Origin of the sequence: Methylobacterium sp. WL19, assembly GCF_008040005.1 — a bacterium.
GTDB lineage: Bacteria > Pseudomonadota > Alphaproteobacteria > Rhizobiales > Beijerinckiaceae > Methylobacterium > Methylobacterium bullatum.
The window spans coordinates 1-22,587 of the sequence record NZ_VRVC01000038.1 but is presented as its reverse complement, the minus strand read 5'-3'; the positions used below and the strand labels follow the sequence as shown (position 1 = coordinate 22,587).

Annotated in this window: 16 protein-coding genes; 7 read left to right on the top strand and 9 right to left on the bottom strand. The window is 66.9% G+C overall.

Annotation, left to right across the window (positions count from 1 at the left end; all coding sequences use genetic code 11):
- Positions 1-195: 195 nt before the first annotated feature.
- Positions 196-1,896 carry an HWE histidine kinase domain-containing protein gene (locus tag FV220_RS09990; protein ID WP_056146901.1) on the top strand — a complete coding sequence of 567 codons (1,701 nt, stop codon included), beginning with the start codon at positions 196-198 and terminating at the stop codon, positions 1,894-1,896.
- Between the two features lie 276 nt (positions 1,897-2,172).
- On the opposite strand, the gene FV220_RS09985 is transcribed toward FV220_RS09990, so the two are convergent.
- From FV220_RS09985 to urtA, 9 genes are all read right to left on the bottom strand, one after another.
- Positions 2,173-3,201 (bottom strand): aliphatic amidase, encoded by a 1,029-nt coding sequence (locus FV220_RS09985; RefSeq protein ID WP_018041700.1) that lies wholly within the window; start codon positions 3,199-3,201, stop codon positions 2,173-2,175.
- A 69-nt stretch (positions 3,202-3,270) separates the two neighbouring features.
- On the bottom strand, positions 3,271-3,588 hold the full coding sequence (locus tag FV220_RS09980; RefSeq protein ID WP_056146899.1) for a zinc ribbon domain-containing protein: 318 nt from the start codon (positions 3,586-3,588) through the stop codon (positions 3,271-3,273).
- Positions 3,589-3,821: 233 nt separating this feature from the next.
- Positions 3,822-5,051, bottom strand: coding sequence for a formamidase (gene fmdA / locus FV220_RS09975; protein WP_056146897.1), 1,230 nt, complete (start codon positions 5,049-5,051; stop codon positions 3,822-3,824).
- Positions 5,052-5,166: 115 nt separating this feature from the next.
- Positions 5,167-6,183 carry an alpha/beta fold hydrolase gene (locus tag FV220_RS09970; RefSeq protein WP_147831127.1) on the bottom strand — a complete coding sequence of 339 codons (1,017 nt, stop codon included), beginning with the start codon at positions 6,181-6,183 and terminating at the stop codon, positions 5,167-5,169.
- Positions 6,184-6,236: 53 nt separating this feature from the next.
- A complete protein-coding gene (urtE, locus tag FV220_RS09965; protein WP_147831125.1) occupies positions 6,237-6,989 on the bottom strand; it encodes an urea ABC transporter ATP-binding subunit UrtE in 753 nt (250 codons plus the stop codon).
- A 14-nt stretch (positions 6,990-7,003) separates the two neighbouring features.
- Positions 7,004-7,789, bottom strand: coding sequence for an urea ABC transporter ATP-binding protein UrtD (gene urtD, locus FV220_RS09960; RefSeq protein WP_018041704.1), 786 nt, complete (start codon positions 7,787-7,789; stop codon positions 7,004-7,006).
- A gap of 14 nt (positions 7,790-7,803) precedes the next feature.
- Positions 7,804-8,970: an urea ABC transporter permease subunit UrtC gene (urtC, locus tag FV220_RS09955; RefSeq protein WP_018041705.1), complete on the bottom strand. Its 1,167-nt coding sequence runs from the start codon at positions 8,968-8,970 to the stop codon at positions 7,804-7,806.
- Positions 8,971-8,983: 13 nt separating this feature from the next.
- Positions 8,984-9,910 (bottom strand): urea ABC transporter permease subunit UrtB, encoded by a 927-nt coding sequence (gene urtB, locus FV220_RS09950; RefSeq protein ID WP_018041706.1) that lies wholly within the window; start codon positions 9,908-9,910, stop codon positions 8,984-8,986.
- Between the two features lie 205 nt (positions 9,911-10,115).
- A complete protein-coding gene (gene urtA, locus FV220_RS09945; RefSeq protein WP_056146892.1) occupies positions 10,116-11,375 on the bottom strand; it encodes an urea ABC transporter substrate-binding protein in 1,260 nt (419 codons plus the stop codon).
- 476 nt (positions 11,376-11,851) lie between these two features.
- Between urtA and FV220_RS09940 the strand changes: the two genes are divergently transcribed.
- The 6 genes from FV220_RS09940 to FV220_RS09920 all read left to right on the top strand — a co-directional run.
- Entirely contained in the window at positions 11,852-15,286 is a 3,435-nt protein-coding gene (locus tag FV220_RS09940; protein WP_147831123.1) for an ATP-binding protein, read from the top strand.
- On the top strand, positions 15,279-16,181 hold the full coding sequence (locus tag FV220_RS09935) for a DNA-binding response regulator (RefSeq protein WP_147831121.1): 903 nt from the start codon (positions 15,279-15,281) through the stop codon (positions 16,179-16,181). The genes FV220_RS09940 and FV220_RS09935 overlap by 8 nt, the downstream gene beginning before the upstream one ends.
- A 651-nt stretch (positions 16,182-16,832) precedes the next feature.
- Positions 16,833-16,973 (top strand): hypothetical protein, encoded by a 141-nt coding sequence (locus FV220_RS25465; RefSeq protein WP_018045742.1) that lies wholly within the window; start codon positions 16,833-16,835, stop codon positions 16,971-16,973.
- A 272-nt stretch (positions 16,974-17,245) separates the two neighbouring features.
- On the top strand, positions 17,246-18,643 hold the full coding sequence (locus FV220_RS09930) for an MdtA/MuxA family multidrug efflux RND transporter periplasmic adaptor subunit (protein WP_147831119.1): 1,398 nt from the start codon (positions 17,246-17,248) through the stop codon (positions 18,641-18,643).
- Positions 18,644-18,914: 271 nt separating this feature from the next.
- Positions 18,915-22,028: an MdtB/MuxB family multidrug efflux RND transporter permease subunit gene (locus FV220_RS09925; RefSeq protein ID WP_147831117.1), complete on the top strand. Its 3,114-nt coding sequence runs from the start codon at positions 18,915-18,917 to the stop codon at positions 22,026-22,028.
- 83 nt (positions 22,029-22,111) lie between these two features.
- Positions 22,112-22,587, top strand: a 476-nt coding sequence (locus tag FV220_RS09920) for a DUF559 domain-containing protein (RefSeq protein WP_246689422.1), incomplete at its 3' end; no start/stop codon positions are given.

Genomic DNA, 22,587 nt, shown 5'->3' with positions numbered 1-22,587 from the left:
GCCGCAGGCTGAGCGCCGGTCTAGCCTCAACCGGGACGATTGAGCGTTCACCGTCGCGGAGAAATCCCGGCGCCGTGCCAAATTACCGATACGACCGCCCCGGCAAGTCAGGCATACAGTATTACGGTCAAGCTGATTCGGTCGGCCAAACCGGTTCCGTCTGGCTGAAACGTTCCCCATGGCCGACCTCCCGTCATGACGCTCACATCCCGTATCGTCGCGCTGGTCGTGCTCGCCCTCGTCCCCGCCATCGCGGTCCAGAGCTTCAACGAGCACGCGCTGCGCAGCGCCCGCGAGGATGCCGTGACGGCCTCGGCCCTGCGCAACGCCCGCGCGGTGGCGGAAGACCTCACTCAATTCGCCGGCGGCATGCGCCAGCTCCTCGACATCCTCGCGGAGGCTCCGTTCATCCGCGACCAGGAGGCGGCGGGGTGCACCAGCTTCTTGCGCTCCATCATCCGCAAGCTGTCGGGGGCGACGATCCTCATCCTCGCAGATGCCGAGGGTCGTCTGGTCTGCAACAGCCGCGGGATGGAACGGGGCGCCTATTCCATCGGCGACCGGACCTATTTTCAGAAGGCCATGGTGTCGGGCGTGCCGGTTATCGGCGAGTACGTGCTCGGTCGCGGCAGCGGGGTTCCCACCATCCAGTTCGCCTATCCGATCCGGGATTCCGACGCCAAATCCTCCGGCCTGCTCATCTTCGGCTTCGATCCCGCCTGGCTCGGTGACCGCCTGGCCCATGCCGGCCTGCCGAAGGACGCCGCCGTCACGGTGGCCGACCGGAGCGGCACCATCATCGTCCAGAATCCCGACCTCGGCACCTGGGTCGGCAAGGCGCTGCCGGCGGCCTTCGCGTCCGACCTGAGCAAGGCGGATTCCGAAGGAAGCATCGGGGAGATGCCCGGTCTCGACGGCGTGCGCCGCATCACCGGCGTGGTCCATCCCGGCGGCGCCCTCGACGGAATGACCGTCGCCGTGGGCCTCGCCCGTGACACCGCCTTCGCCGATATCGACGCGGCGACGCGGCGCGGCGTGATCCTGATCTTCCTCGGGACGCTGGTCGCCATCGTGGCGGCTCTGATCGGCGGCCGCGTCTTCATCCGCAAGCCGGTGCGGCGGCTGTTGAAGGCGTCCCGCGCCTGGCGTTCCGGCCAGCTCTTCGCCCGGTCGGGCCTGACGGGCCGGTCCGAATTCGGACAGCTCGGCCAGGCCTTCGACGCCATGGCCGCCACGCTGGAGACACACGAGGACGGTCTGCGCGCCGAGCTCAAACGAACGCGCAGCCTGCAGGAGCAGCAGGTGACGATGATGCACGAGCTGAACCACCGGGTGAAGAACACCCTCGCCACGGTCCAGTCCCTCGCCCGGCAATCGCGCGGTGGCGAGGAGCAGGCGGCGCAACTGGAAGGCCGCATCCTCGCTTTGTCGAAGACCCACGATCTCCTGACCCGCGACGACTGGACCGGCGCGCCGCTCCGCGCCGTGCTCGAGAACGAGCTCAGCCCCTACCGCAGTTCGGCGGACCACATGGAACTCGTCGGCCCCGATATCGACCTGCCGCCGCGCTACGTCCTGGCCCTGGGGATGACCGCCCACGAACTGACCACCAACGCGGCGAAATACGGTGCCCTCTCCGGTACTCAGGGCCGCCTGTCGGTGATCTGGCGCGTCACCGAGGACGGCATGGGTGGGCGGCGGCTGGAAATCGAGTGGCGTGAGCGCGGCGGCCCGGCCGTGTTGCAGCCGAAGCGCCGCGGCTTCGGCACCCGGCTCATCACCGGCGGCATCGCCCGTGAACTCGCGGGCTCGGTCGAGCTCGATTTCCAAGCCGAAGGCCTGCGCTGCCGCATCGACGTCCCCATCGAGACGGCGCCGCCGGTCCGCTTCCACTGATCTTTCGAGACCAAGCCTCGATGCGCCCAACCCATGGATGGGACTCGTAGAAGCCCCGTTTAAAGAGCTTGCTTGATCGGATTTCTCGGCGGATGCTCATGCCCGAGTCGATCATCCAATCAGCCCCCTCATCCTGAGGCGCCCGCGTCAGCGGGCCTCGAAGGAGCCCTCCAGTCATCGCGCGATCTCTGGAAGCCTCCTTCGAGGCCGCTACGCGGCACCTCAGGATAAGGCCAAGCCTTGGACAAACAGATCAAACAGGCTCTTCGCGAGCCCCTACTTGGCCGCGTTGGGGATGCCTTCGATCGGGCATTCCGGTGTGCCGAGATCGGGGCGGGTGATGGCGCGGACCGCCTCGCGGGTGCCGGCCGGGTCCTCGATCCAGCGGCGATAGAAATCGTAGGGGCAATCGGCCTTGCCGGGCTCGTTTTCTTTCGAGTTGATCATGCCCGTATAGCCACGGTGCAGCAGCTTGAAGAGGTGGTTCTCCGACTGCATGTTGGCGCGGGCGTCGCGGATGAGGAACTTCGAGAGGGCGGCATATTGCACGCCCATTTCCTCAGTGCCGCATTCGCCCAGCGTCCGGCCGTCGAAGCCGATGATCGCCGAATGGCCGAAATAGCTATAGACGCCGTCGAAGCCGGCCGCATTGGCCACGGCGACATAGGTGTTGTTGGCGAACGCCATCGCCTTCGACATCAGGATCTGCTGCTCCTTGGCCGGATACATGTAGCCCTGGCAGCGGATGATGAGCTCGGCGCCGCGCATGGCGCAGTCGCGCCAGATCTCGGGGTAATTGCCGTCGTCGCAGATGATGAGGCTGATCTTGAGGCCCTTCGGCCCGTCCGAGACATAGGTGCAATCGCCCGGATACCAGCCTTCGATCGGGGTCCAGGGCATGATCTTGCGGTATTTCTGCACGATCTCGCCCTGATCGTTCATCAGGATGAGGGTGTTGTAAGGCGCCTTGTTCGGATGCTCCTCGTGGCGCTCGCCGGTGAGCGAGAACACGCCCCAGACTCCCGCTTTCCGGCAGGCCTCGGCGAAGATCGCCGTCTCCTCCCCGGGCACGGCGGAGGCGGTCTCATACATCTCCTTGCCGTCATACATGATGCCGTGGGTCGAGTATTCGGGGAAGATCACGAGGTCCATGCCGGGCAGGCCGGACTTCATGCCCACCACCATGTCGGCGATCTTTCGCGCGTTCTCCAGAACTTCGGCCTTCGTGTGGAGACGCGGCATCTTGTAGTTGACGACCGCGACGCCGACGCTGTCGTTGCTCGAGGAAATGTCGCCGTGCATCATCGGTGGGGTTCTCCTGTTGTTTGCGTCGCTTCTCCCCGCCAGGCGGGGAGAAGCGTGGGCGCCCAGCCGTCAGTGGCTGATCATCCACGGTCGCGCGTTGGGGAAGCTTTTCGCGGCCGCCGGTTGCTTGGTTTTCGAGGCGCCCGAGCAGCAGCCGCAGCCGGTCCCGTGCCCCGACGACTTGCGGGGCGCATGGGCGCTCCGCTCGTTGACCGCATGCGCCTTGCGCCGGCCCGCATCCATGGAGGCGAGGTTGGGCGCCGTGAGGAAGGCGCGGCCGCAGGACGAGCCGCAATCCGGGCAATCATGCGGGTCCTTGAACTGAGCCATGGGGCGCAGCACCGTGAAGGGCCCGCAGGCGTCGCAGGCATAATCGTAGACGGGCATGGGGGCCTCTCGAAGGATCGACAATGGGCGACGCGACGGGGGCGACGTACTTCCCCCTCAAGGGCAGTCGGTTACACACGTCGCGCGCCTACCCTCCCCCTTGTGGGGAGGAATCGAGGGTGGGGTTGGTTGGGTGACCCTCGAACTCTGGAGGCTGGCGGAGCCACCCCCACCCCTAACCCCTCCCCACAAGGGGGAGGGGGACGCGCTCGACTGAAGGGCAGAACCGCCTCTCACAGATCCGGCGAGAGCGGCATCTGGATCGAGCCGTCGATGTGCTTGATCGGCCCGTCGGCGCCGGGGTTGATGTCGAAGTCGAAGATCTTCGTGGGAATCCAGAGCGTGGCGCAGGCGTTCGGGATGTCGACGACGCCGGAGATGTGGCCCTGGACCGGGGCGGTGCCGAGGATCGAGTAGGCCTGGGCGCCCGAATAGCCGAACTTCTTCAGGTATTCGATGGCGTTGAGGCAGGCCTGCCGGTAGGCCACGGTCACGTCGAGGTAATGCTGCTTGCCGTATTCATCGACCGAGACACCCTCGAAGATCAGGTGGTCGTCGAATTTCGGCGTCATCGGCGACGGCTTGAAGATCGGGTTCTTGATCCCGTATTTCGACATGCCGTCCTTGATGAGACTCACCTTGAGATGGACCCAGCCCGCCATCTCGATGGCGCCGCAGAAGGTGATCTCGCCGTCGCCCTGGCTGAAATGCAGGTCGCCCATGGAGAGGCCGGCGCCCGGCACGTAGACGGGGAAGTAGATCTTCGAGCCGCGCGACAGATCCTTGATGTCGCAATTGCCGCCATGCTCGCGGCCCGGCACCGTGCGGGCGCCTTCCGCCGCGGCCTTGTCCTTCGCCTCGCCCTTGAGCCGGCCCATATGGGCGGTGGGACCGAAGGGCAGCGTGGCGAGCGCCGGCACACGGCCGGGATTGGTGTCGTAGAGCGCCTTCTCGCGGGTGTTCCAGGTCTCCAGCATCTTCGGATCGGGCAGGCAACCGATCAGTCCGGGATGGATCAGGCCGGGGAAGCGCACGCCGGGGATGTGGCGCGACTTGGTGAACATGCCCTCGAAATCCCAGATCGACTTCTGGGCCTGGGGGAAGTGTTCGTCGAGGAAGCCGCCGCCGTTCTTCTTGGAGAAGAAGCCGTTGAAGCCCCACTGGCTTTCGGGCTTGGCGCCGATATCGAGGAGATCGACCACCAGGAGATCGCCGGGCTCCGCGCCCTCGACGCCGATGGGGCCGGACAGGAAGTGGACGATCGACAGGTCGATGTCGCGCACGTCGTCGGCGGAATCGTTGTTCTTGATGAAGCCGCCGGTCCAGTCATAGGTCTCGACGATGAAGTCGTCGCCGGGCTTGACCATGGCCACCATCGGAATGTCCGGGTGCCAGCGATTGTGGACCATATCGTTGTCGTAGGCCGACTGCGTCAGGTCGACCTTGATCAGGGTCTCAGCCATCGTTGTTCGACTCCCTCTGGCGTGACCGGGGCGTGCGCCCCGTTTGGGCCGGCCGGCTCATCCGGCGGGCCGTAAACGATGGCCGGCGGCGCCCTTGGCGGCGCGGCCCGGCTCTTCAGCTCGCGAGCAGCTCTTTGAGCGCGGCGTCGAGCGTGGCGATGTCGTCGGGGCTGGTACCGGGGCCGCCGGCGAAATGGCCCCACCAAGTTTCGATCACCCGCAACTCGGCGTTCGGCATCGATTCCGCCTCGATCCGGTTGTCCTCCGGCGGGAAGTACAGGTCGGTGGAGGCCGGCATCAGGATCGCCTTGGCGCGGATCGCGGCAAGCGCAGCCTTGGTATCGCCCTTGAAGACCGGGTTGGCGCCGATATCGCCGTTCTGCCAGGTCCAGAGCATGGCCAGCAGATCGTTGGCGTCTCGGGTGTAGAACAGGCCTTCCCAGAACCCGACGAGGAAATCCTCCAGGGACGCGTAGCCCATATGGGTCAGGTCGGCTTCGATCCGGTAGAAGGTCTGCGACAGGCCCCAACCGGCATAGACCCGGCCGAAGGCGCGCAGCCCCTTGTTCGGCGGCGAGGTGTACCAGCCCTCCGCGAAGGCGGCGTCCGCCTGGAGGGCGGCCTTCGCCCCTTCGAGGAAAACGAAATTGTGCCGCGAACACTTGGCCGAACCCTGGAACGGCAGGATGCGCGGGACCATGTCGGGATAGAGCGCGCCCCAATGGTAGGTCTGGAGCGCACCCATCGACCAGCCCGTCACCAGCACCAGCGTTTCGATGCCGAAATGCTCGGTGACGAGGCGGTGCTGGGCCACGACGTTGTCGTAGGCCGTCACGTTGGGAAAACGCGGCCCGTCCCAGGGGGCGGGCGTGTTGCTCGGCGATGACGAGAGCCCGTTGCCGAACATGTTCGGGATGATGATGAAGTATTTGTCCGGGTCGAGAGCCTTGCCCGGCTCGATCAGCCATTCGTTCTCCGTGTGCTGGCCCGAATACCAGGTCGGATAGACGATGGCGTTGTCCTTGGCCGCGTTGAGCGTTCCGAATGTCTTGAAGGCGAGCTTGGCCTTGCGCAGCGTCTTACCGCATTGGAGCACATAGTCGCCGAGTTCGAAGATCTCGTAATCCGCCATGGGGGCTCCCTGGAGCTGTGTTGCGGAACGGCGGGCGAATGCGGCCCCGGCAATCAGACCGAAAGGAAGCGGGCGACCTGCGCCTCGTCGATGTCGGCCCGCATCGCCTCGTGGACGATGTTGCCGTTCTCGATGACGAGGACCCGGTCGGCGACGTCGAGGGCGAAGCTCAGCACCTGCTCGGAGACGACGATGGAGAGGCCGCGCTCGTCGCGGATCTTCTTCAGGGTCCGTCCCATCTCGCGGATGATCGAGGGCTGAATACCTTCGGTGGGCTCGTCGAGGAGGAGCACCTTCGGCCGGCTGGCCAGCGCCCGCGCGATGGCGAGTTGCTGCTGCTGGCCGCCGGAGAGGTTGCCGCCGCGTCTTGCCTTCATCTCCAGCAGGACCGGGAACATCGTGTAGAGGTCCTGCGGAACCTTGCGCTCCTTGGTGACGGTCAGGCCCGTCTCGATGTTTTCCTGCACCGTCATGGCCGAGAAGATCATCCGGCCCTGCGGCACGTAGGCGAGGCCGCCCGCCACGCGCTGGTGGCTCTTGAGGGCGGTGATGTCCCGGCCGTCGACGGTGATGGTGCCGGACTTTACCGGGACGATCCCCATCAGGGTCTTCATCAGCGTGGTCTTGCCCATGCCGTTGCGACCCATCACGGCGACGATCTCGCCCGGCGCGATGCTGATGTCGAGGCCGTGCAGCACCTCGCTCTGGCCATAGGCCGAGTGCAGGTCGCGGATCGCCAGCATCAGCTGAGTCCCGAGGGCGTGCGCCGGCGGGAGGGTGGCCGAGGCGGAACTGGTCTGAAGCATGGCGCCGGTCCTGTTCAGTGGCCGAGATAGACTTCGATGACCTTCGGGTCGTTCTTCACCCGCTCCATCGAGCCTTCGGAGAGCACCTTGCCCTGGTGCAGCACGGTGACCCGGTGGGCGATGTCCTCGACGAACTTCATGTCGTGCTCGATCACCAGCACCGAGCGGCCGACGATGATCTGGTTGAGGAGTTCGGCGGTCTTGATGCGCTCGCCGACGCTCATGCCGGCCACCGGCTCGTCGAGCATCAGGAGTTCGGGGTCCTGGATCAGCAGCATGCCGATCTCGAGCCATTGCTTCTGGCCGTGGCTGAGAAACTCGGCCCGTTCCTTGAGCTGATCTTTCAGGAAGATCATGGTCGCGACTTCGTGGATGCGGTCGCGGACCTCGGCATCGCGTTTGAAGGTCAGCGCGCCCCAGACCGTGCGGCCGCGGGGGAAGGAGATCTCAAGGTTCTCGAACACCGTGAGATCGTCATAGATCGACGGCGTCTGGAACTTGCGGCCGACGCCGGCCTGGACGATGGCGCTCTCCGAGATCTTGGTGAGTTCCTGGCCCTTGAACTTGATCGAGCCGGCGCTGGCCTTGGTGCGCCCGCAGATCAGGTCGAGCACCGTGGTCTTGCCGGCGCCGTTGGGGCCGATGATGACGCGGATCTCGTTGGGATCGACGTAGAACGACACGTCGTTCACCGCCTTGAAGCCGTCGAAGGAGACGGTGAGGGCTTCCACCGAGAGGAGGAAGTCCTTCGCGTCGGGGGATTCACCGATGATCGGCGAGCTCAGGATGGCGGCGTTCATCGTCAGTCTCGCTCCTATTCGGCGGGGGTGCCGTGGGGGACGGGTCCGCCCGCCGGCGCCAGTGCCTTGACCTTGCGGGTCAGGCGCGGCTCGACGTAGCTGCGGTAGATGCCGGCCAGCCCGTTGGGGAAGGCGAGCACGACGGCGATGAACAGGGCGCCGAGGCCGAAGAGCCAGAGTTCGGGGAAGCTCTCCGAGAAGGTGGTCTTGGCCCAGTTGACCAGAAGCGTGCCCCAGACCGCGCCGAACAGGGACAGGCGCCCGCCGACGGCGGCGTAGATCACCATTTCGATGGAGGGCACGATGCCGACGAAGGATGGCGACATGAACCCGACCTGCAGGGTGAACATCGCGCCCCCGATGGCGGCGAAGCCGGCCGCGAGGCAGAACGCGAAGACCTTGAACCCGGCCACGGAATAGCCCGAGAACCGGACCCGGTCCTCCTTGTCGCGCATGGCGAGGAGGATGCGCCCGAGCTTGGCCTTCTTCACGTATTGCGCCGCCAGGATGCAGCCGAGGAGCAGGCCGCCATTGACGAAGTAGAGGATGAACTTCGCGCTGTCGGTGCGGATGTCCCAGCCGTGCAGGGTGCGCAGGTCGGTGATGCCATTGATGCCGCCGGTATAGCCCTGCTGGCCGACGATGAGGATCGTCAGGATGGCGGCGATGGCCTGGGTGATGATGGCGAAGTAGGTGCCGCCGACCCGGCGGGTGAACATCGCGAAGCCGATGATGAAGGCGAAGAACACCGGCACGGCCACGACGAGGATCAGCGTCAGCGGCAGGCTCTGGAACGGCTTCCACATCAGGGGCAGTTCGGTGATCTGGTTCCAGTCCATGAAGTCAGGGATGCCGGGCGTGGACTGGATCTTGGTGTTCTCGACGCTCGAGGCTTCGAGCTTCAGGTACATGGCCATGCAATAGCCGCCGAGCCCGAAGAAGACGCCCTGCCCGAGGGATAGGATGCCGGCATAGCCCCAGCACATGACGAGGCCCAGCGCCACGAAGGCGTAGGTCAGGTACTTGCCGACGAGGTTGAGGCGGAACGCGTCGAGGGTCGCCGGCAGGACGAAGAGGATGAGGCCGGCGAGGAGAGCGAGGCTCACCCACTCCATCGGCTTCATGAAGGGATTGTCGTTCACGGTGAGCGACTTCGACAGGGTCTGGACGGGGCTTGTCATCGGGATGGCCTCCTCAGCGCCGGACCTTGAGGGTGAACAGACCCTGCGGGCGAACCATCAGGATCCCGACGACGGCGAGCAGCGTCAGAACCTTGGCGGTGGAGCCGGACAGGAAGAATTCGAGGGTCGACTGAGTCTGCGAGATCGAGAAGGCCGAGGCGATGGTGCCGAGGAGGCTCGCCGCGCCGCCGAAGACGACGATCAGGAAGGTGTCGACGATGTAGAGCTGGCCCGAGGTCGGCCCGGTGGAGCCGATCATGGTGAAGGCCGAGCCCGCCACACCGGCGATGCCGCAGCCGAGGCCGAACGTGTAGCGATCCACCTTCTCCGTATCGATGCCGACCGCGCCCGCCATGGGGCGGTTCTGCATCACGGCGCGGACCTGCTGGCCGAAGCGCGAGCGGTACATCAGCAGGCCGACGCCGACGGTGATGAGGGTGGTGATCGCCATCACGAACAGGCCGTTGATCGGCACCTCGATCGTGTCGGTGACCTGGACCGAGCCGATGAGCCAGGAGGGCAGTTCGACGCCGACTTCGCGGGCCCCGAAGATGGTGCGGTAGGCCTGTTGCAGGATCAGCGAGAGGCCCCAGGTGGCGAGCAGCGTATCGAGGGGGCGCTTGTAGAGATGGCGGATGAGCGTCCATTCGACGATCATCCCCAGGGCTCCCGAGGCCAGGAAGGCCAGGATCATCGCCACGAAGAAGTAGACGCCGAACAGGCCGGGCAGGTGGGTCTGGAAGAAGGTCGAGCACAGATAGGTGACGTAGGCGCCGAGAATCATGAACTCCCCGTGCGCCATGTTGATCACGCCCATCTGGCCGAAGATGACCGCGAGGCCGAGCGCCATCAGCACGTAGACCGAGAACAGGATCAGGCCGGCGAAACCCTGCATCGCGAAGATCGCGCCGAGATCTCCGAGTGAATAGTCACCGAGCATGTTTTCGACCTTCCGAAGAATCCGACGTCTGCTTTGCAAGCATTGGGCCGATCGGGCGTGGCGCGGTGCGACCCTGAAAAGGCAGGCTCTCTCCCCCCTTGTTGGGAGGGCCGGCGTGGGGGTGGCTCGCTGGTCTCCGCTCCGGGAGGGTCACCCAACCACCCCCAGCCCTAACCCCTCCCCGCAAGGGGGAGGGGGCGCAGTCCTACTGGTAGCCCTTCGGGAAGGGGTTCGGCTCGATGAGCGCGGGGCTCTCGTAGACGATCTCGAACTGGCCGCTCGGCAGGGCCTTGGCGACGCGGGTCTTCGACCAGAGGTGGTGGTTCGGGTGGATCTTGACGTAGCCCTCGGGGGCTTCTTTGAACTCGATGTCGGCGGAGGCCGCGACCACCTTGTCGACGTCGAAGGAGCCGGCCTTTTCGCAGGCCATCTTCCACAGGAACGGGCCGAGATAGGCGGCCTGGGTCACGTCGCCGATGACGGTCTTCTCGCCCCACATCTTGTGGAAGGCGGCGACGAACTTCTCGTTGTTGGCGTTCTTGAGCGACTGGAAGTACTTCATGCAGGAATAGGCGCCCGCGATGTTGTCGCCGCCGATGCCGTCGATCTCGTCTTCCGTGACGGAGATGGTCAGCAGGGTCTGCTTGTTGAGGTCGATACCGGCCGCCTTGAGCTGCTTGTAGAACGCCACGTTCGAACCGCCGACGACGTCGGTGAAGATCACGTCGGGCTTGGTGAGCTTGATCTTGTTGATGACCGAGTTGAACTGCGTGTGGCCCAGCGGGAAATATTCCTCGCCGACGACCTTGGTCTTCAGCACGTTCTCGATGTGCTTGCGGGCGATCTTGTTCGAAGTGCGCGGCCAGATGTAGTCCGAGCCGATGAAGAAGAACGTCTTGGCACCCTTCTCCTTGGTCACCCAGTTGAGCGACTCCAAGATCTGCTGCGTGGCTTCCTGGCCGGTATAGATGACGTTCTTGGACTGCTCCAGACCCTCGTAGAAGGTCGGGTAGTACAGCAGGCCGTTATACTGTTCGAATACCGGGAGCGCGGCCTTGCGCGAGGCGGAGGTCCAGCAGCCCATCACGGCGGCGCAGTGGTCGTTGACGAGGAGCTTCTTGGCCTTCTCGGCGAAGGTCGGCCAGTCAGAGGCGCCGTCTTCCTGGATGATCTTGATCTTGCGGCCCAGCACGCCGCCCATCTCGTTGATCTGGGCGATGGCGAGCTTCTCCGCCTGGATCGATCCGGTCTCGGAGATCGCCATCGTGCCGGTGGCGGAGTGGAGGATGCCGACGGTGACTTCGGTATCGGTCACCGCGAGGCCGGTGGTGTTCACCGCCGAGGTCGGAGGGGCCGCAGCGAAGGCGCTGCGCGGCATCAGGGCCATGGCCGGAATGCTCGCCAGACCCATGAGAAGTTTGCGACGGAGGGCCGAGTGCGGTCCGTGCTCGTTGTCGGCTGCCATCCTGCGTGAACCCCTTCCAGGAAATGTCCCGCCGGCTCCCGCATAAGGCGGGCCGTTGCGGATGGCGGAAGCTAGGCGTGATGGCGCGGCGCAGCATATACGCTGTTTTGCGTAGGGTGAGAGGCTGAACGGCCCTCCTCCCCAGCGGATCTCGGGCTTGCCCGAGATCCGTCGAGCTTGTGGGGAGGAGTTGGAGGTGGGGGTGGTTGGGCGACCCTCCGCTTACGGAGGCTGGCGGAGCCACCCCCACTCCTAGCCTCTCCCCACAAGGGGGAGAGGGACGCGCTATGCGTGAAACAGCAGATGTGTGAATCCCGTAGCCCCATGAAGGGAGGCCTCGACGCGGCTCTCCTGGTGTACCAATGTCTCCCGGCCCCGCGGCACGGGGATTGCTGATCGACCGCCGTTTGCCCGTGACCCCATGCGGGCCGGCCCTTCCCCCCACGTGACGCCGACCGGGCAGACTGAACGACCCCATGAGCGGCCGCCAGCAGATTCCCCCGATCCGGCGAGCCTATAACCGCTTCGTCGCGGACGAGACCCTCGAGGATTACGCCCTTCGCTTCACCGCCAAGAAGGCGCGGCGCTGGTCGAGCCTGCGGGTGGCGCAGACGGCGCTGGGCTCGCTGTCGTTCCTGGCGCTGGAGGCGATCGGCGGCACCCTGGTCCTCGCCACCGGCTTCACCAACACCGTGACGGCGGTGCTGTTCGTGGGCGTGCTGATCTTCGCCACCGCCGTGCCGATCAGCCTCTATGCGGCGCGCTACGGCGTCGACATCGATCTCCTCACCCGCGGGGCCGGTTTCGGCTATCTCGGCTCCACCATCACCTCGCTGATCTATGCGAGCTTCACCTTCCTGTTCTTCGCCATCGAGGCGTCGATCATGGCGCTGGCGCTGCAACTCTGCCTCGGCCTGCCGCTCTGGATCGGCTATATCGTCAGCGCGGTCGTGGTGATCCCCCTCGTTATCTACGGGATCAGCCTGATCAGCCGGTTCCAGATCTGGACACAGCCGCTCTGGATCGGGCTCAACCTCCTGCCGCTCGGCTTCATCGCGTGGAAGGGCGGCCCCGCCCTCAGTAACCTCCTGTCCTATCCGGGGACGTCGGAAGCCGTCGGCTCGATCTCCACATTCATGGGTTACCCGATCTCGGGCTTCGACCTCGCCCAGTTCGGCCTCGCCTCCGGCATCCTCCTCGCATTGCTGGCGCAGATCGGCGAGCAGGTGGATTTCCTCCGCTTCGTGCCGCCGGCCGAGACGTCCGACTCGGGGAGCAATCCGCGCTGGTGGCTCGCCGTGCTCGGGGCCGGGGCGGGCTGGATCCTGCCCGGCATGTTCAAGATCATGCTCGGGGCCTTCCTGGCGGTGTTGGCCCTGGGACAGGGCGTGCCGCACGAACAAGCGGCCGAGCCGACGCAGATGTACGTGGTCGCCTTCGGCCACGTCATGCCCTCGCGGGAGGGGGCGGTGCTCCTCACCGGCCTGTTCGTGGTGATCTCGCAGCTCAAGATCAACGTCACCAACGCCTATGCCGGCTCCATCGCCTGGTCGAACTTCTTCTCGCGCCTGACGCATAGCCATCCCGGCCGCGTGGTCTGGCTCGTCTTCAACGTGGCCATCGCGCTGCTGCTGATGGAGCTGGGCATCGACAAGACCCTCGCCAGCACGCTCTCGCTCTACGCCGTGGTGGTCTCGGCCTGGGTCGGCGCGCTCTCGGCCGATCTGGCCGTCAACAAGCCCCTCGGCCTGTCGCCGCCGGGCATCGAGTTCAAGCGGGCGCATCTCTATGCCGTGAACCCGGTCGGCACGGGGGCCTCGGCCCTGGCGCTGCTCGCCGGTTTCCTCGCTCATGCGGGCCTGCTCGGCGCGGGACTCCGGAACTTCGCACCGCTGCTCTCCCTCGTCACCGCCTTCGCGGCGGCGCCCGCCATCGCCTTCGCCACCGGCGGACGCTACTATCTCGCGCGGCCCGCCATCGCCGATTGGGGCGCCCGCGCGGAGATCCAGTGCACCGTCTGCGAGCATCCGTTCGAAGGCGAGGACATGGCCCATTGCCCTGCCTATGCCGGGCCGATCTGCTCGCTCTGCTGCTCGCTGGACGCTCGCTGCGGCGACCTGTGCAAGCCGCATGGCCGTCTGGAGGCACAGGCCCAGAGCGCGCTGACCCGGATCATGCCGGCCAAGACCGCCGCCTGGATCGGGGCGCCTCTCGGGCGCTACCTCGCCCTGATGCTCACGCTGGTCTCGGTGATCGGGCTGATCCTCGGGATCGTCCATGCGGGCATCGCCACCGCCCAGCCCGAGCATGGCGAGACCCTGCGCGCTGCGCTGACCAGCGTGTTCTTCATTCTCGTGGTCATCCTCGGCATCGTCGCCTGGCTGTTCGTCCTCGCCCAGGAGAGCCGCCGCGTGGCGCAGGAGGAGACCGCCCGCCAGACGGCCCTCTACGAGGCCGAGATCGAGGCCCACAAAATCACCGACGCCAAGCTGCAGCAGGCCAAGGAGACGGCCGAGGCCGCCAACCTCGCCAAGAGCCGCTACGTGGTGGGCATGAGCCACGAGCTGCGCACCCCGCTCAACGCCGTCCTCGGCTACGCGCAACTGCTCGAGGGCGACGACGACATCCCGGCCCCGCGCCGCAACGGCATCCGCGTCATCCGGCGCAGCGCCCAGCACCTGTCTGGCCTGATCGATGGCCTCCTCGACATCTCCCGCATGGAGGCGGGGCGTCTCCAGATCCACCGCAACGAGTTCCGCCTCGCCGAATTCCTGGACCAGATCGTCGACATGGTCCGGCTCCAGGCCAACGCCGCCGGCCTCGAATTCCGGTTCTCGCGCCCGCCCACGCTGCCGGCCGTGGTAGCGGCGGACGAGAAGCGCCTGCGCCAGATCCTGCTCAACCTCCTCTCCAACGCGATCAAGTTCACGGAAACCGGCTGGGTCGCCCTGGAGATGAGCTATCGCAGCCAGGTGGCGGTGTTCTCGATCCGCGACAGCGGTCTCGGCATTCCCGAAAGCGATCTGCAGCGGATCTTCGGACCCTTCGAGCGCGGCTCGCTGCCCGCCGCCCGCAACACGCCGGGAACCGGGCTCGGGCTCACCATTGCGCATCTCCTCGCCCAGGTGATGGGCGGCGAGGTCAGCGTGGAGAGCGAGGTCGGCCGTGGCACCTGCTTCAGCCTCCGGCTCATGCTGGCCTCGGTACACCGTCCGGCCGGTCCCAAGCCTGCGGAGCCGTCCGAGCGTGCCGCCGGCAGCCGGCGGGAGAGACCGGTCCATGTCGGGCCGCCGCGCGTGGTGCTGGTGGCCGACGACGATGCCGCGCATCGCGCCCTCATGCGCGAGGTGCTCGAACCGCTCGGCCTCGTCGTGCTGGAATCCCCCGACGGGCCGCATTGCCTGAACCTGGCGATGGAGCGGCGGCCCGACATCATCCTCCTCGACATCGCCATGCCGGGGATGAGCGGCTGGGCCGTGGCCAAGGCCCTGCGCGACGGCGGGCTCTCCTCCCGCATCGCCATCATGTCCGCCAACGTCCACGAGATCAGCCCGATCCGGGGCGACGACGCTCCGCATGACGAGATCATCCCGAAGCCCTTCGACCTACGCGACTTCCTGGAGCGGATCGACCGGCTGCTGGCGCTGGGCCAGCCCGCCCCGCCCGCGCCCGCCTTGGCCGAGGCTCCGCCCCGGAGCGGACGAGGCGGCGAATCCCTGCGCCAGGACCACATCGCCGAGCTGATCCGCCTCGGCCGGATCGGTCATGTCCGCGGGATCGAGGCCAAGCTGACGGAGCTCGAAGGCCAGTCGGCCATGCCCGCCGAGATCGCTGCGCAGATGCGCGGGCTCGTCGCCTCCTACGACCTCCGGCGCTACGTGCGCGTCCTCGAAGGGATGCGCGATGGCTGAGATGCAGCGCGACATCGTCCTCGTCGTGGACGATTCCCCCGAGACCCTGAGCTTCCTCACCGAGGCGATCGAGCGCTCCGGCGCCACCGTCCTGGTGGCGGTGGCCGGCGATCTCGCCTTGGCGCTGGTGGAAGAGATCACCCCCGACATCATCCTGCTCGATGCGATGATGCCCGGCATGGACGGGTTCGAGACCTGCCGCCGCCTGAAGGCGCGCAGCGACCTCGCCCTCGTGCCCGTGATCTTCATGACCGGCCTGTCCGAGACCGAGCATATCGTGAAGGGCCTGGAGGCGGGCGGCAGCGACTACGTCACCAAGCCCATCGCCCCCGACGAGATCCTGGCCCGCATCCGCGTGCATCTAGCGAGCGCGCGGGCCGCGCAGAGCGCCCGGGCCGCCCTCGACACGACCGGCCGCACGCTCTTCGCCGTGGATCGCCAGGGCACCGTCCTGTGGAGCACGCCGCAGGCCGCCCGTGTGCTGGCCAAGCTCGGCGACGGGGGCTCGCGCCTGCCCGAGGCCGGCCGTTCCTGGCTCGCCGAACAGCTGAAGGGCGGCAACGCGGCCTCCGTCACGCTGCCGGATACGGAAGGCGCCACCCATAGTCTCAGCCTGATCGGCACCACCGGCGACGAGGTGCTGCTGCGCCTCTCCCGCGATGCTTCCGCCAGCGGCATCGAGCGCCTGCGCGCCAACCTGCCGATCACCGCCCGCGAGGCCGACGTGCTGTTCTGGTTGTCGCGGGGCAAGGCGAGCCGCGATATCGGCGACATCCTCGGCCTGTCACCGCGCACGGTGACGAAGCATCTGGAGAGCATCTACGCCAAGCTCGGCGTCGAGAACCGCACAGCCGCCTCGATGATCGCCTCCCGCTACATCGACGATCAGGCCTGAGACCAAGCCTCGACCTGCCCTAAAGCAGGCGAACACCGGATTTCGAGACTGCCCATCTCGTATCCCCATCGGCTGAACGGTTCAGGTACCGGCGCGGGCCCCTTCTCCTGAAAGGAGGGCTCTCCTACGGGCCCGGCGGCCCTTGGGAACGACGGTATCTCGCCTTCCACCGGTCCTGAAAGCTTACCGGATGCGGCAGGATACGAGTTACAAGGAAGCCCGTCGCGCCTCATGTCGAACCCTCTTGGATAGGGCGAACAAGCGTCGAGCGGATGTATGAATCCAGTCGCCCCCGGGCGGAGATCCTTCGGCCTTCGGTAGCGCGGGCGTGTCGGGACGGGAAACCGGAAGCGGAAATGTGCGCGTTCGCACGCTCCTTCTCCCGGCGCGCCGGGTTGGGCCTGACGATTGTTGACATTCATCAGGCGTAACGTAGGTTCTGGTCATGGCCGGAGCGGGCGCCGCTCAACGGAAACACCGCCCCCTCGTTTCTTTTGAGTGGCGTACCGCTCCGGTCCTTTTTCTGAAGCTGATCCTCCCCGAGAAGACAGCCGTCACGCCCTCTCGGCGTGGCGGCTTTCTCGCGTTCTGCTTGTGCTGCGATGGTCTTCCGGGGTAGCGACCTCGCATCGGATCACGAGGACGCCCCCGTTGAGCACCCGCGCATGTTGCGCTCTCGCCCTCCTCATCGCCCTGGCGGGGGCTGGATTGCGCCTCGTCGTGCCGGTGACGCCGACGGATGCGGCCTATCACGCGGTGGTCGAGGCCTATCCGTCGAAGCCGCTGCCCTGAGGGCTTCGAACGGCCCGCCGCCCGCACCCTGGAAACAGCCCGGAAACTTCCGCGCCGCACTGGCGTCGCAATAGTCCTGCATCTCTGGCGGTGATGCTGAGCGAACGATCGACGGGCAAGGCCCCCCGGCAAACGTGCACGATTTCTTGCGCGGTTCTGGATCGTCGCCCCGCTGCGTGGTGGTCGCGCCCCCTGTTCCGTCGGGACTCCCGTCTCCATTTCGGTCAGACTGCGTGGTGCCGGTCGGAAACGAGCGGCCGGATTGTCGAGGCATGAACGAACAATCGCCCATCCGGACCGAGACGGCCCGGCAAATCGGACCTGAGGCACCGGCGCCCACGCGCCGGCGAAGCCGCACGGGGACGTGGCTCATCCTGCTCCTCCTTCTCGCGGGGGGCGGCGCGGCCGGCTACCGGTACTATCTCGCGCCCAAATCTGCGACGGAGACAGCCGCCGACGGCGCGCCCGCGCGCGGCAAGGGCGCCCGTGGACGACCCGGCGACATGGCCCAGGCTGTGGGCGTCGCCACGGTCTCGGCCGGCGAGATCCCGGTGGTGCTGTCGGGCCTCGGCACGGTGACGCCGCTCGCCACCGTGACGATCCAGTCGCAGATCAGCGGCTACCTCATGGAGATCGGCTTCCGCGAGGGCCAGACCGTCAAGAAGGGCGATTTCCTGGCCCAGATCGACCCGCGGATCTACGAGGCGCAGCTCGCCCAGTATCAGGGCCAGCTCGCCCGCGATCAGGCGCTGCTGCAGAATTCGAAGCTCGACCTCGCCCGCTTCCAGCGCCTCAGCCTGCAGGATTCGATCTCCAAGCAGAACGTGGACACGCAAGCGGCCCTGGTGAAGCAGAACGAGGGCACGGTCGCCATCGACCAGGCCCAGGTCGACCAGCAGAAGCTCAACATCGCCTATACGCGCATCGTCTCGCCCGTGGAGGGCCGCGTCGGCCTGCGCCAGATCGACCAGGGCAATTACGTCACCGCCGCGTCCACCAACATCGTGGTGGTGACGCAGCTGCATCCGATCTCGGTGGTCTTCACCCTGCCCGAGGACGACGTGGCGCGCGTCATGCGCCGCCTGCGCTCGGGCGCGAAGCTCACGGTGACCGCCTACGACCGGGGCGATGCCAACGTGCTCGCCACCGGCACCCTCGACACGGTGGACAACCAGATCGACACCACCACCGGCACGGTGAAGCTGCGCGCCCTGTTCGACAACAAGGACGAGAGCCTGTTCCCGAACCAGTTCGTCAACGCCAAGCTCACCGTGGACATCGTGCGGGACACGCCCATCATCCCCACCGCCGCGATCCTGCGTGGCACGCCGGGCGCCTACGTCTACCTCCTCGACGGCGACGACAAGGTCGTGGTCCGCCCGATCACCGTAGGCGAGGCCGAGGGCGCCCGCACCGCCGTCACCAAGGGGCTGGCGGTGGGCGACCGAGTCGTGGTCGACGGGACCGACCGCCTGCGCGACGGCGCCAAGGTCCGCGTCACAGAGGGCGGCAAAGGCCAGCCGGCGCCCCCCGGTGAACCTGCGGCGCCCGGCCAAGCGGCACCTGCAGCCGACGCCACGGCCACGACATCGACGCCCGCCGCCGGGACACCTCCCGAAAACCCGCCGCAGAAGCGCGAGCGCCGCAGAGAGCGGCCGGCGGCGCAATGAGCGCCTTGTCGCCTATGACTGGCGCGCTGTTCGACGCATCCATGGGCGCACCGGACGTCACAGTGATCCGTTTCCCGACGAAGGCTTGGCCGGATCGCACGGGTGACGCGGGTTCCCTTTCCTGGAAGGAGAGGGACAGGGTGAGGTGTGTGACCCTTCCGGAGATCGACTACACCTCACCCCAACCCTCTCCTTCCAGGACAGGAGGCACGGGGCGCTTCACGCCGACGGTCGCGCAGGTCCGAGACCCGGTGGGGGGAGGGCTCGCCCCATGAACCCGTCCCGCATCTTCATCCTGCGGCCCGTGGCCACCACGCTGTTCATGCTGGCGATCCTGCTGGTCGGCATGGTGTCGTACCTGAACCTGCCGGTCTCGGCCCTGCCGTCGGTGGATTACCCGACGATCCAGGTTCAGACCTTCTATCCCGGCGCCAGCCCCGAGGTGATGACCTCTGCCGTGACGGCACCGCTCGAGCGGCAGTTCGGCCAGCTCGCCAACCTCAACCAGATGACCTCGCAGAGTTCCGCGGGCGCGTCGGTGATCACGCTTCAGTTCAGCCTGGATCTCGGCCTCGACATCGCCGAGCAGCAGGTCCAGGCGGCGATCAACGCGGCGGGCAACCTGTTGCCCTCCGACCTGCCGGCGCCGCCGGTCTACGCCAAGGTCAACCCGGCCGACGCGCCGATCCTGACGCTGGCCCTGACCTCGACGACGATGCCGCTCACCGAGGTGCGCGACCTCGCCGAGACGCGCCTCGCCCAGAAGATCAGCCAGGTCTCCGGCGTCGGCCTCGTCAGCATGGGCGGCGGCCAGCGCCCCGCCGTGCGCGTGCGCTTCAATTCGCGGGCGCTGGCCGCCTACGGCCTCAACATCGACGACCTGCGCACCACCATCACCAACCTCAACGTCAATACGCCCAAGGGCACGATCGACGGGCCGACCCAATCCTACGCCATCAACGCCAACGACCAGATCCGCGATCCGAAGGCCTACGAGCAGGCGATCATCGCCTACAAGAACGGCTCGGCGGTGCGGCTGTCGGACGTCGCCGACGTGGTCAACGGCCCGGAGAACACCAAGCTCGGCGCCTGGATGGACGAGACGCCCGCCGTCATCCTCAACATCCAGCGCCAGCCCGGCGCCAACGTCATCGCCACCGTCGACAAGATCAAGGCGCTGCTGCCCCAGCTGCAGGGGACGCTGCCCGCCGCGATCACGGTGACGCCGCTCACCGACCGCACCACCACCATCCGCGCCTCGGTGCACGACGTGCAGGTGGAGCTGGCGCTCGCCATCGGCCTCGTGGTGCTGGTGATCTTCCTCTTCCTGCGCAGCCTGTCCGCGACCCTGATCCCGAGCCTGTCGGTGCCGCTCTCGCTGATCGGCGCGCTCTCGATCATGGACCTCTACGGGTTCTCCCTCGACAACCTGTCCCTGATGGCGCTGACGATCGCGACGGGCTTCGTCGTCGACGACGCCATCGTGGTCATCGAGAACATCGCCCGCCACGTGGAGGAGGGCGATTCGCCGATGGAGGCGGCCCTGAAGGGCAGCCGCGAGATCGGCTTCACCATTATCTCGCTCACCGTCTCGCTCATCGCGGTGCTGATCCCGCTCCTGTTCATGGGCGACGTGGTGGGACGCCTGTTCCACGAATTCGCGATCACGCTCGCCGCCACTATCGTGATCTCGGCGGTGGTCTCGCTCACCCTCGTGCCGATGCTGTGCGCGCGCCTGCTCAAGCACGCGCCGGAGGCCAAGCGCCGCGAAGGATTTATCGCGCGGACCGGCCGGCGGGCCATGGACGGCGTGATCTCCGGCTACGGGCGGATGCTGCGCGTGGTGCTCAACCACCAGGGCCTGACCCTCGTCGTCACCCTCGCCACCATCGCGCTCACCGCCTACCTGTTCGTGGTCATCCCCAAGGGGTTCTTCCCGGTCCAGGACACGGGCGTGATCCAGGGCGTGACCCAGGCCGACCAGACCGTCTCCTATGCCGAGATGGCCGACCGCCAGCAGCAACTCGCGCGGATCGTCCTGCAGGACCCGGATGTGGCGAGCCTGTCCTCGTTCATCGGCGTCGACGGGCAGAACGTGACGCTCAATTCCGGCCGCTTCCTCATCAACCTGAAGCCGCACGAGGGCCGCGCCACCGATGCCAGCGCGATCATCCGCCGCCTGAAGGAAGCGACGCGCGGGGTCGCCGGCATCCGGCTCTACATGCAGCCGGTGCAGGACCTCACCATCGACACGGCGGTGAGCGCGACGCAGTATCAGGTGATCCTCGAGAACCCGAACCTCTCGGAGTTCGAGACCTGGGTGCCGCGCTTCGTCCAGGCGCTGCAGCGCTCGCCGCTGCTGTCGGACGTGGCGAGCGACCTGCAGGGCAACGGGCTGGCGGCCTACGTCACCATCGACCGGCCCACCGCCGGCCGCTACGGCATCACCCCCGCCACCGTGGACAACGCCCTCTACGACGCTTTCGGCCAGCGCATCGTCTCGACGATCTTCACCCAGTCGAACCAGTACCGGGTGATCCTCGAGGCCGACCCGGACCTGCACAAGACCCTCGACAGCCTCAACGGCATCTTCCTGCCCTCCTCCACGGCGGCCTCGGGGCAGGTGCCGCTCTCGGCGGTGGCGCGGATCAGCGAGCGCCGGGCGCCGCTCCTCATCAGCCATCTCGGCCAGTTCCCGGCCACCACCGTCTCGTTCAACCTCGCCGAGGGGGTGGCGCTGGGCGATGCGGTGAAGACGATCGAGGCGGCGCGGACAGAGATCGACCTGCCGCCGAGCTTCCGCGTGGTGCCGCAGGGCTCGGTCTTCGCCTTCCAATCGGCGCTCTCGAACCAGCTCTTCCTGGTGATCGCCGCCATCGTCACCGTCTATATCGTGCTCGGCGTGCTCTACGAGAGCTTCGTCCACCCGATCACGATCCTCTCGACCCTGCCCTCAGCGGGGATCGGCGCGCTGGTCGGCCTGATGCTCTACGGGCTGCCGCTGGACATCATCGGCGTCATCGGCATCGTGCTCCTCATCGGCATCGTGAAGAAGAACGCGATCATGATGATCGACTTCGCGCTCCAGGCCGAGCGCGAGGAGGGCATGGCCCCGCGCGACGCGATCTACGAGGCCTGCCTCCTGCGCTTCCGCCCGATCCTGATGACGACGCTCGCCGCCCTGTTCGCGGCGGTGCCCCTCATCCTCGGCACCGGCGTCGGTTCCGAACTGCGCCAGCCGCTCGGCATCGTCATCGCCGGCGGCCTCATCGTCTCCCAGGTCCTGACCCTGTTCACCACCCCGGTGATCTACCTCGCCTTCGACCGCCTGGAGCGGCGGTTCAAGCGCGGCGGCGGCGCGAAGGCTGCGGGGGTGACGCCGTGAACCGGGCTGCCGACTTCCCTCCCCCCTCTGCGGGGGAGGGTGGCCCCCGGAGGGGGTCGGGAGAGGGGAGCCCGGTTTCCGGATTGGGCGCGCAGAGCGACGAGGTGCGCATCCTCGTCAGACCTACTCCGCGTCTGCGTGCGTTCGCCCGTGAGCAACGTCGGCTCCGCACCTTGGCCGAGGATGCGTTCTGGCAGCAGGTGCGCGGTAGCCGCTTCCGTGGGCTCAAGTTCAGACGCCAGGTTCCCCTGCCGCCCTACATCGCCGATTTCCTCTGCGCGTCCGCCCGTCTGATCGTCGAACTCGACGGAGCCCCCCATGACGAGGCCGAACGCCGTGATCGCGATGCCGCGCGCGATGTCTGGCTGCGGGAGCAGGGTTTCGAGATTCTGCGCTTCCCGAACGACCGTGTCCTGAGCGATCTCGCTTCGGTCCTCGACACGGTCGGCGCGACCGTCGAGGCGCGACTGGCTCGCGCCACCTCCGGCCGCGTCGCTCCCCTCTCCCGACCCGGCCTGACGGCCGGGCCTCCCTCCCCCGCAGAGGGGGGAGGGAGGCC

Coding starts and splice junctions, on each gene's coding strand:
- urtC (WP_018041705.1), bottom strand. CDS start 8,970: ATGACAAGCCCCGTCCAGACCCTGTCGAAGTCGCTCACCGTGAACGAC.
- FV220_RS09970 (WP_147831127.1), bottom strand. CDS start 6,183: ATGGCGGATTACGAGATCTTCGAACTCGGCGACTATGTGCTCCAATGC.
- FV220_RS09925 (WP_147831117.1), top strand. CDS start 18,915: ATGAACCCGTCCCGCATCTTCATCCTGCGGCCCGTGGCCACCACGCTG.
- FV220_RS09930 (WP_147831119.1), top strand. CDS start 17,246: ATGAACGAACAATCGCCCATCCGGACCGAGACGGCCCGGCAAATCGGA.
- FV220_RS09985 (WP_018041700.1), bottom strand. CDS start 3,201: ATGATGCACGGCGACATTTCCTCGAGCAACGACAGCGTCGGCGTCGCG.
- FV220_RS09990 (WP_056146901.1), top strand. CDS start 196: ATGACGCTCACATCCCGTATCGTCGCGCTGGTCGTGCTCGCCCTCGTC.
- FV220_RS09940 (WP_147831123.1), top strand. CDS start 11,852: ATGAGCGGCCGCCAGCAGATTCCCCCGATCCGGCGAGCCTATAACCGC.
- fmdA (WP_056146897.1), bottom strand. CDS start 5,051: ATGGCTGAGACCCTGATCAAGGTCGACCTGACGCAGTCGGCCTACGAC.
- FV220_RS09980 (WP_056146899.1), bottom strand. CDS start 3,588: ATGCCCGTCTACGATTATGCCTGCGACGCCTGCGGGCCCTTCACGGTG.
- urtA (WP_056146892.1), bottom strand. CDS start 11,375: ATGGCAGCCGACAACGAGCACGGACCGCACTCGGCCCTCCGTCGCAAA.
- urtB (WP_018041706.1), bottom strand. CDS start 9,910: ATGCTCGGTGACTATTCACTCGGAGATCTCGGCGCGATCTTCGCGATG.
- urtD (WP_018041704.1), bottom strand. CDS start 7,789: ATGAACGCCGCCATCCTGAGCTCGCCGATCATCGGTGAATCCCCCGAC.
- urtE (WP_147831125.1), bottom strand. CDS start 6,989: ATGCTTCAGACCAGTTCCGCCTCGGCCACCCTCCCGCCGGCGCACGCC.
- FV220_RS09935 (WP_147831121.1), top strand. CDS start 15,279: ATGGCTGAGATGCAGCGCGACATCGTCCTCGTCGTGGACGATTCCCCC.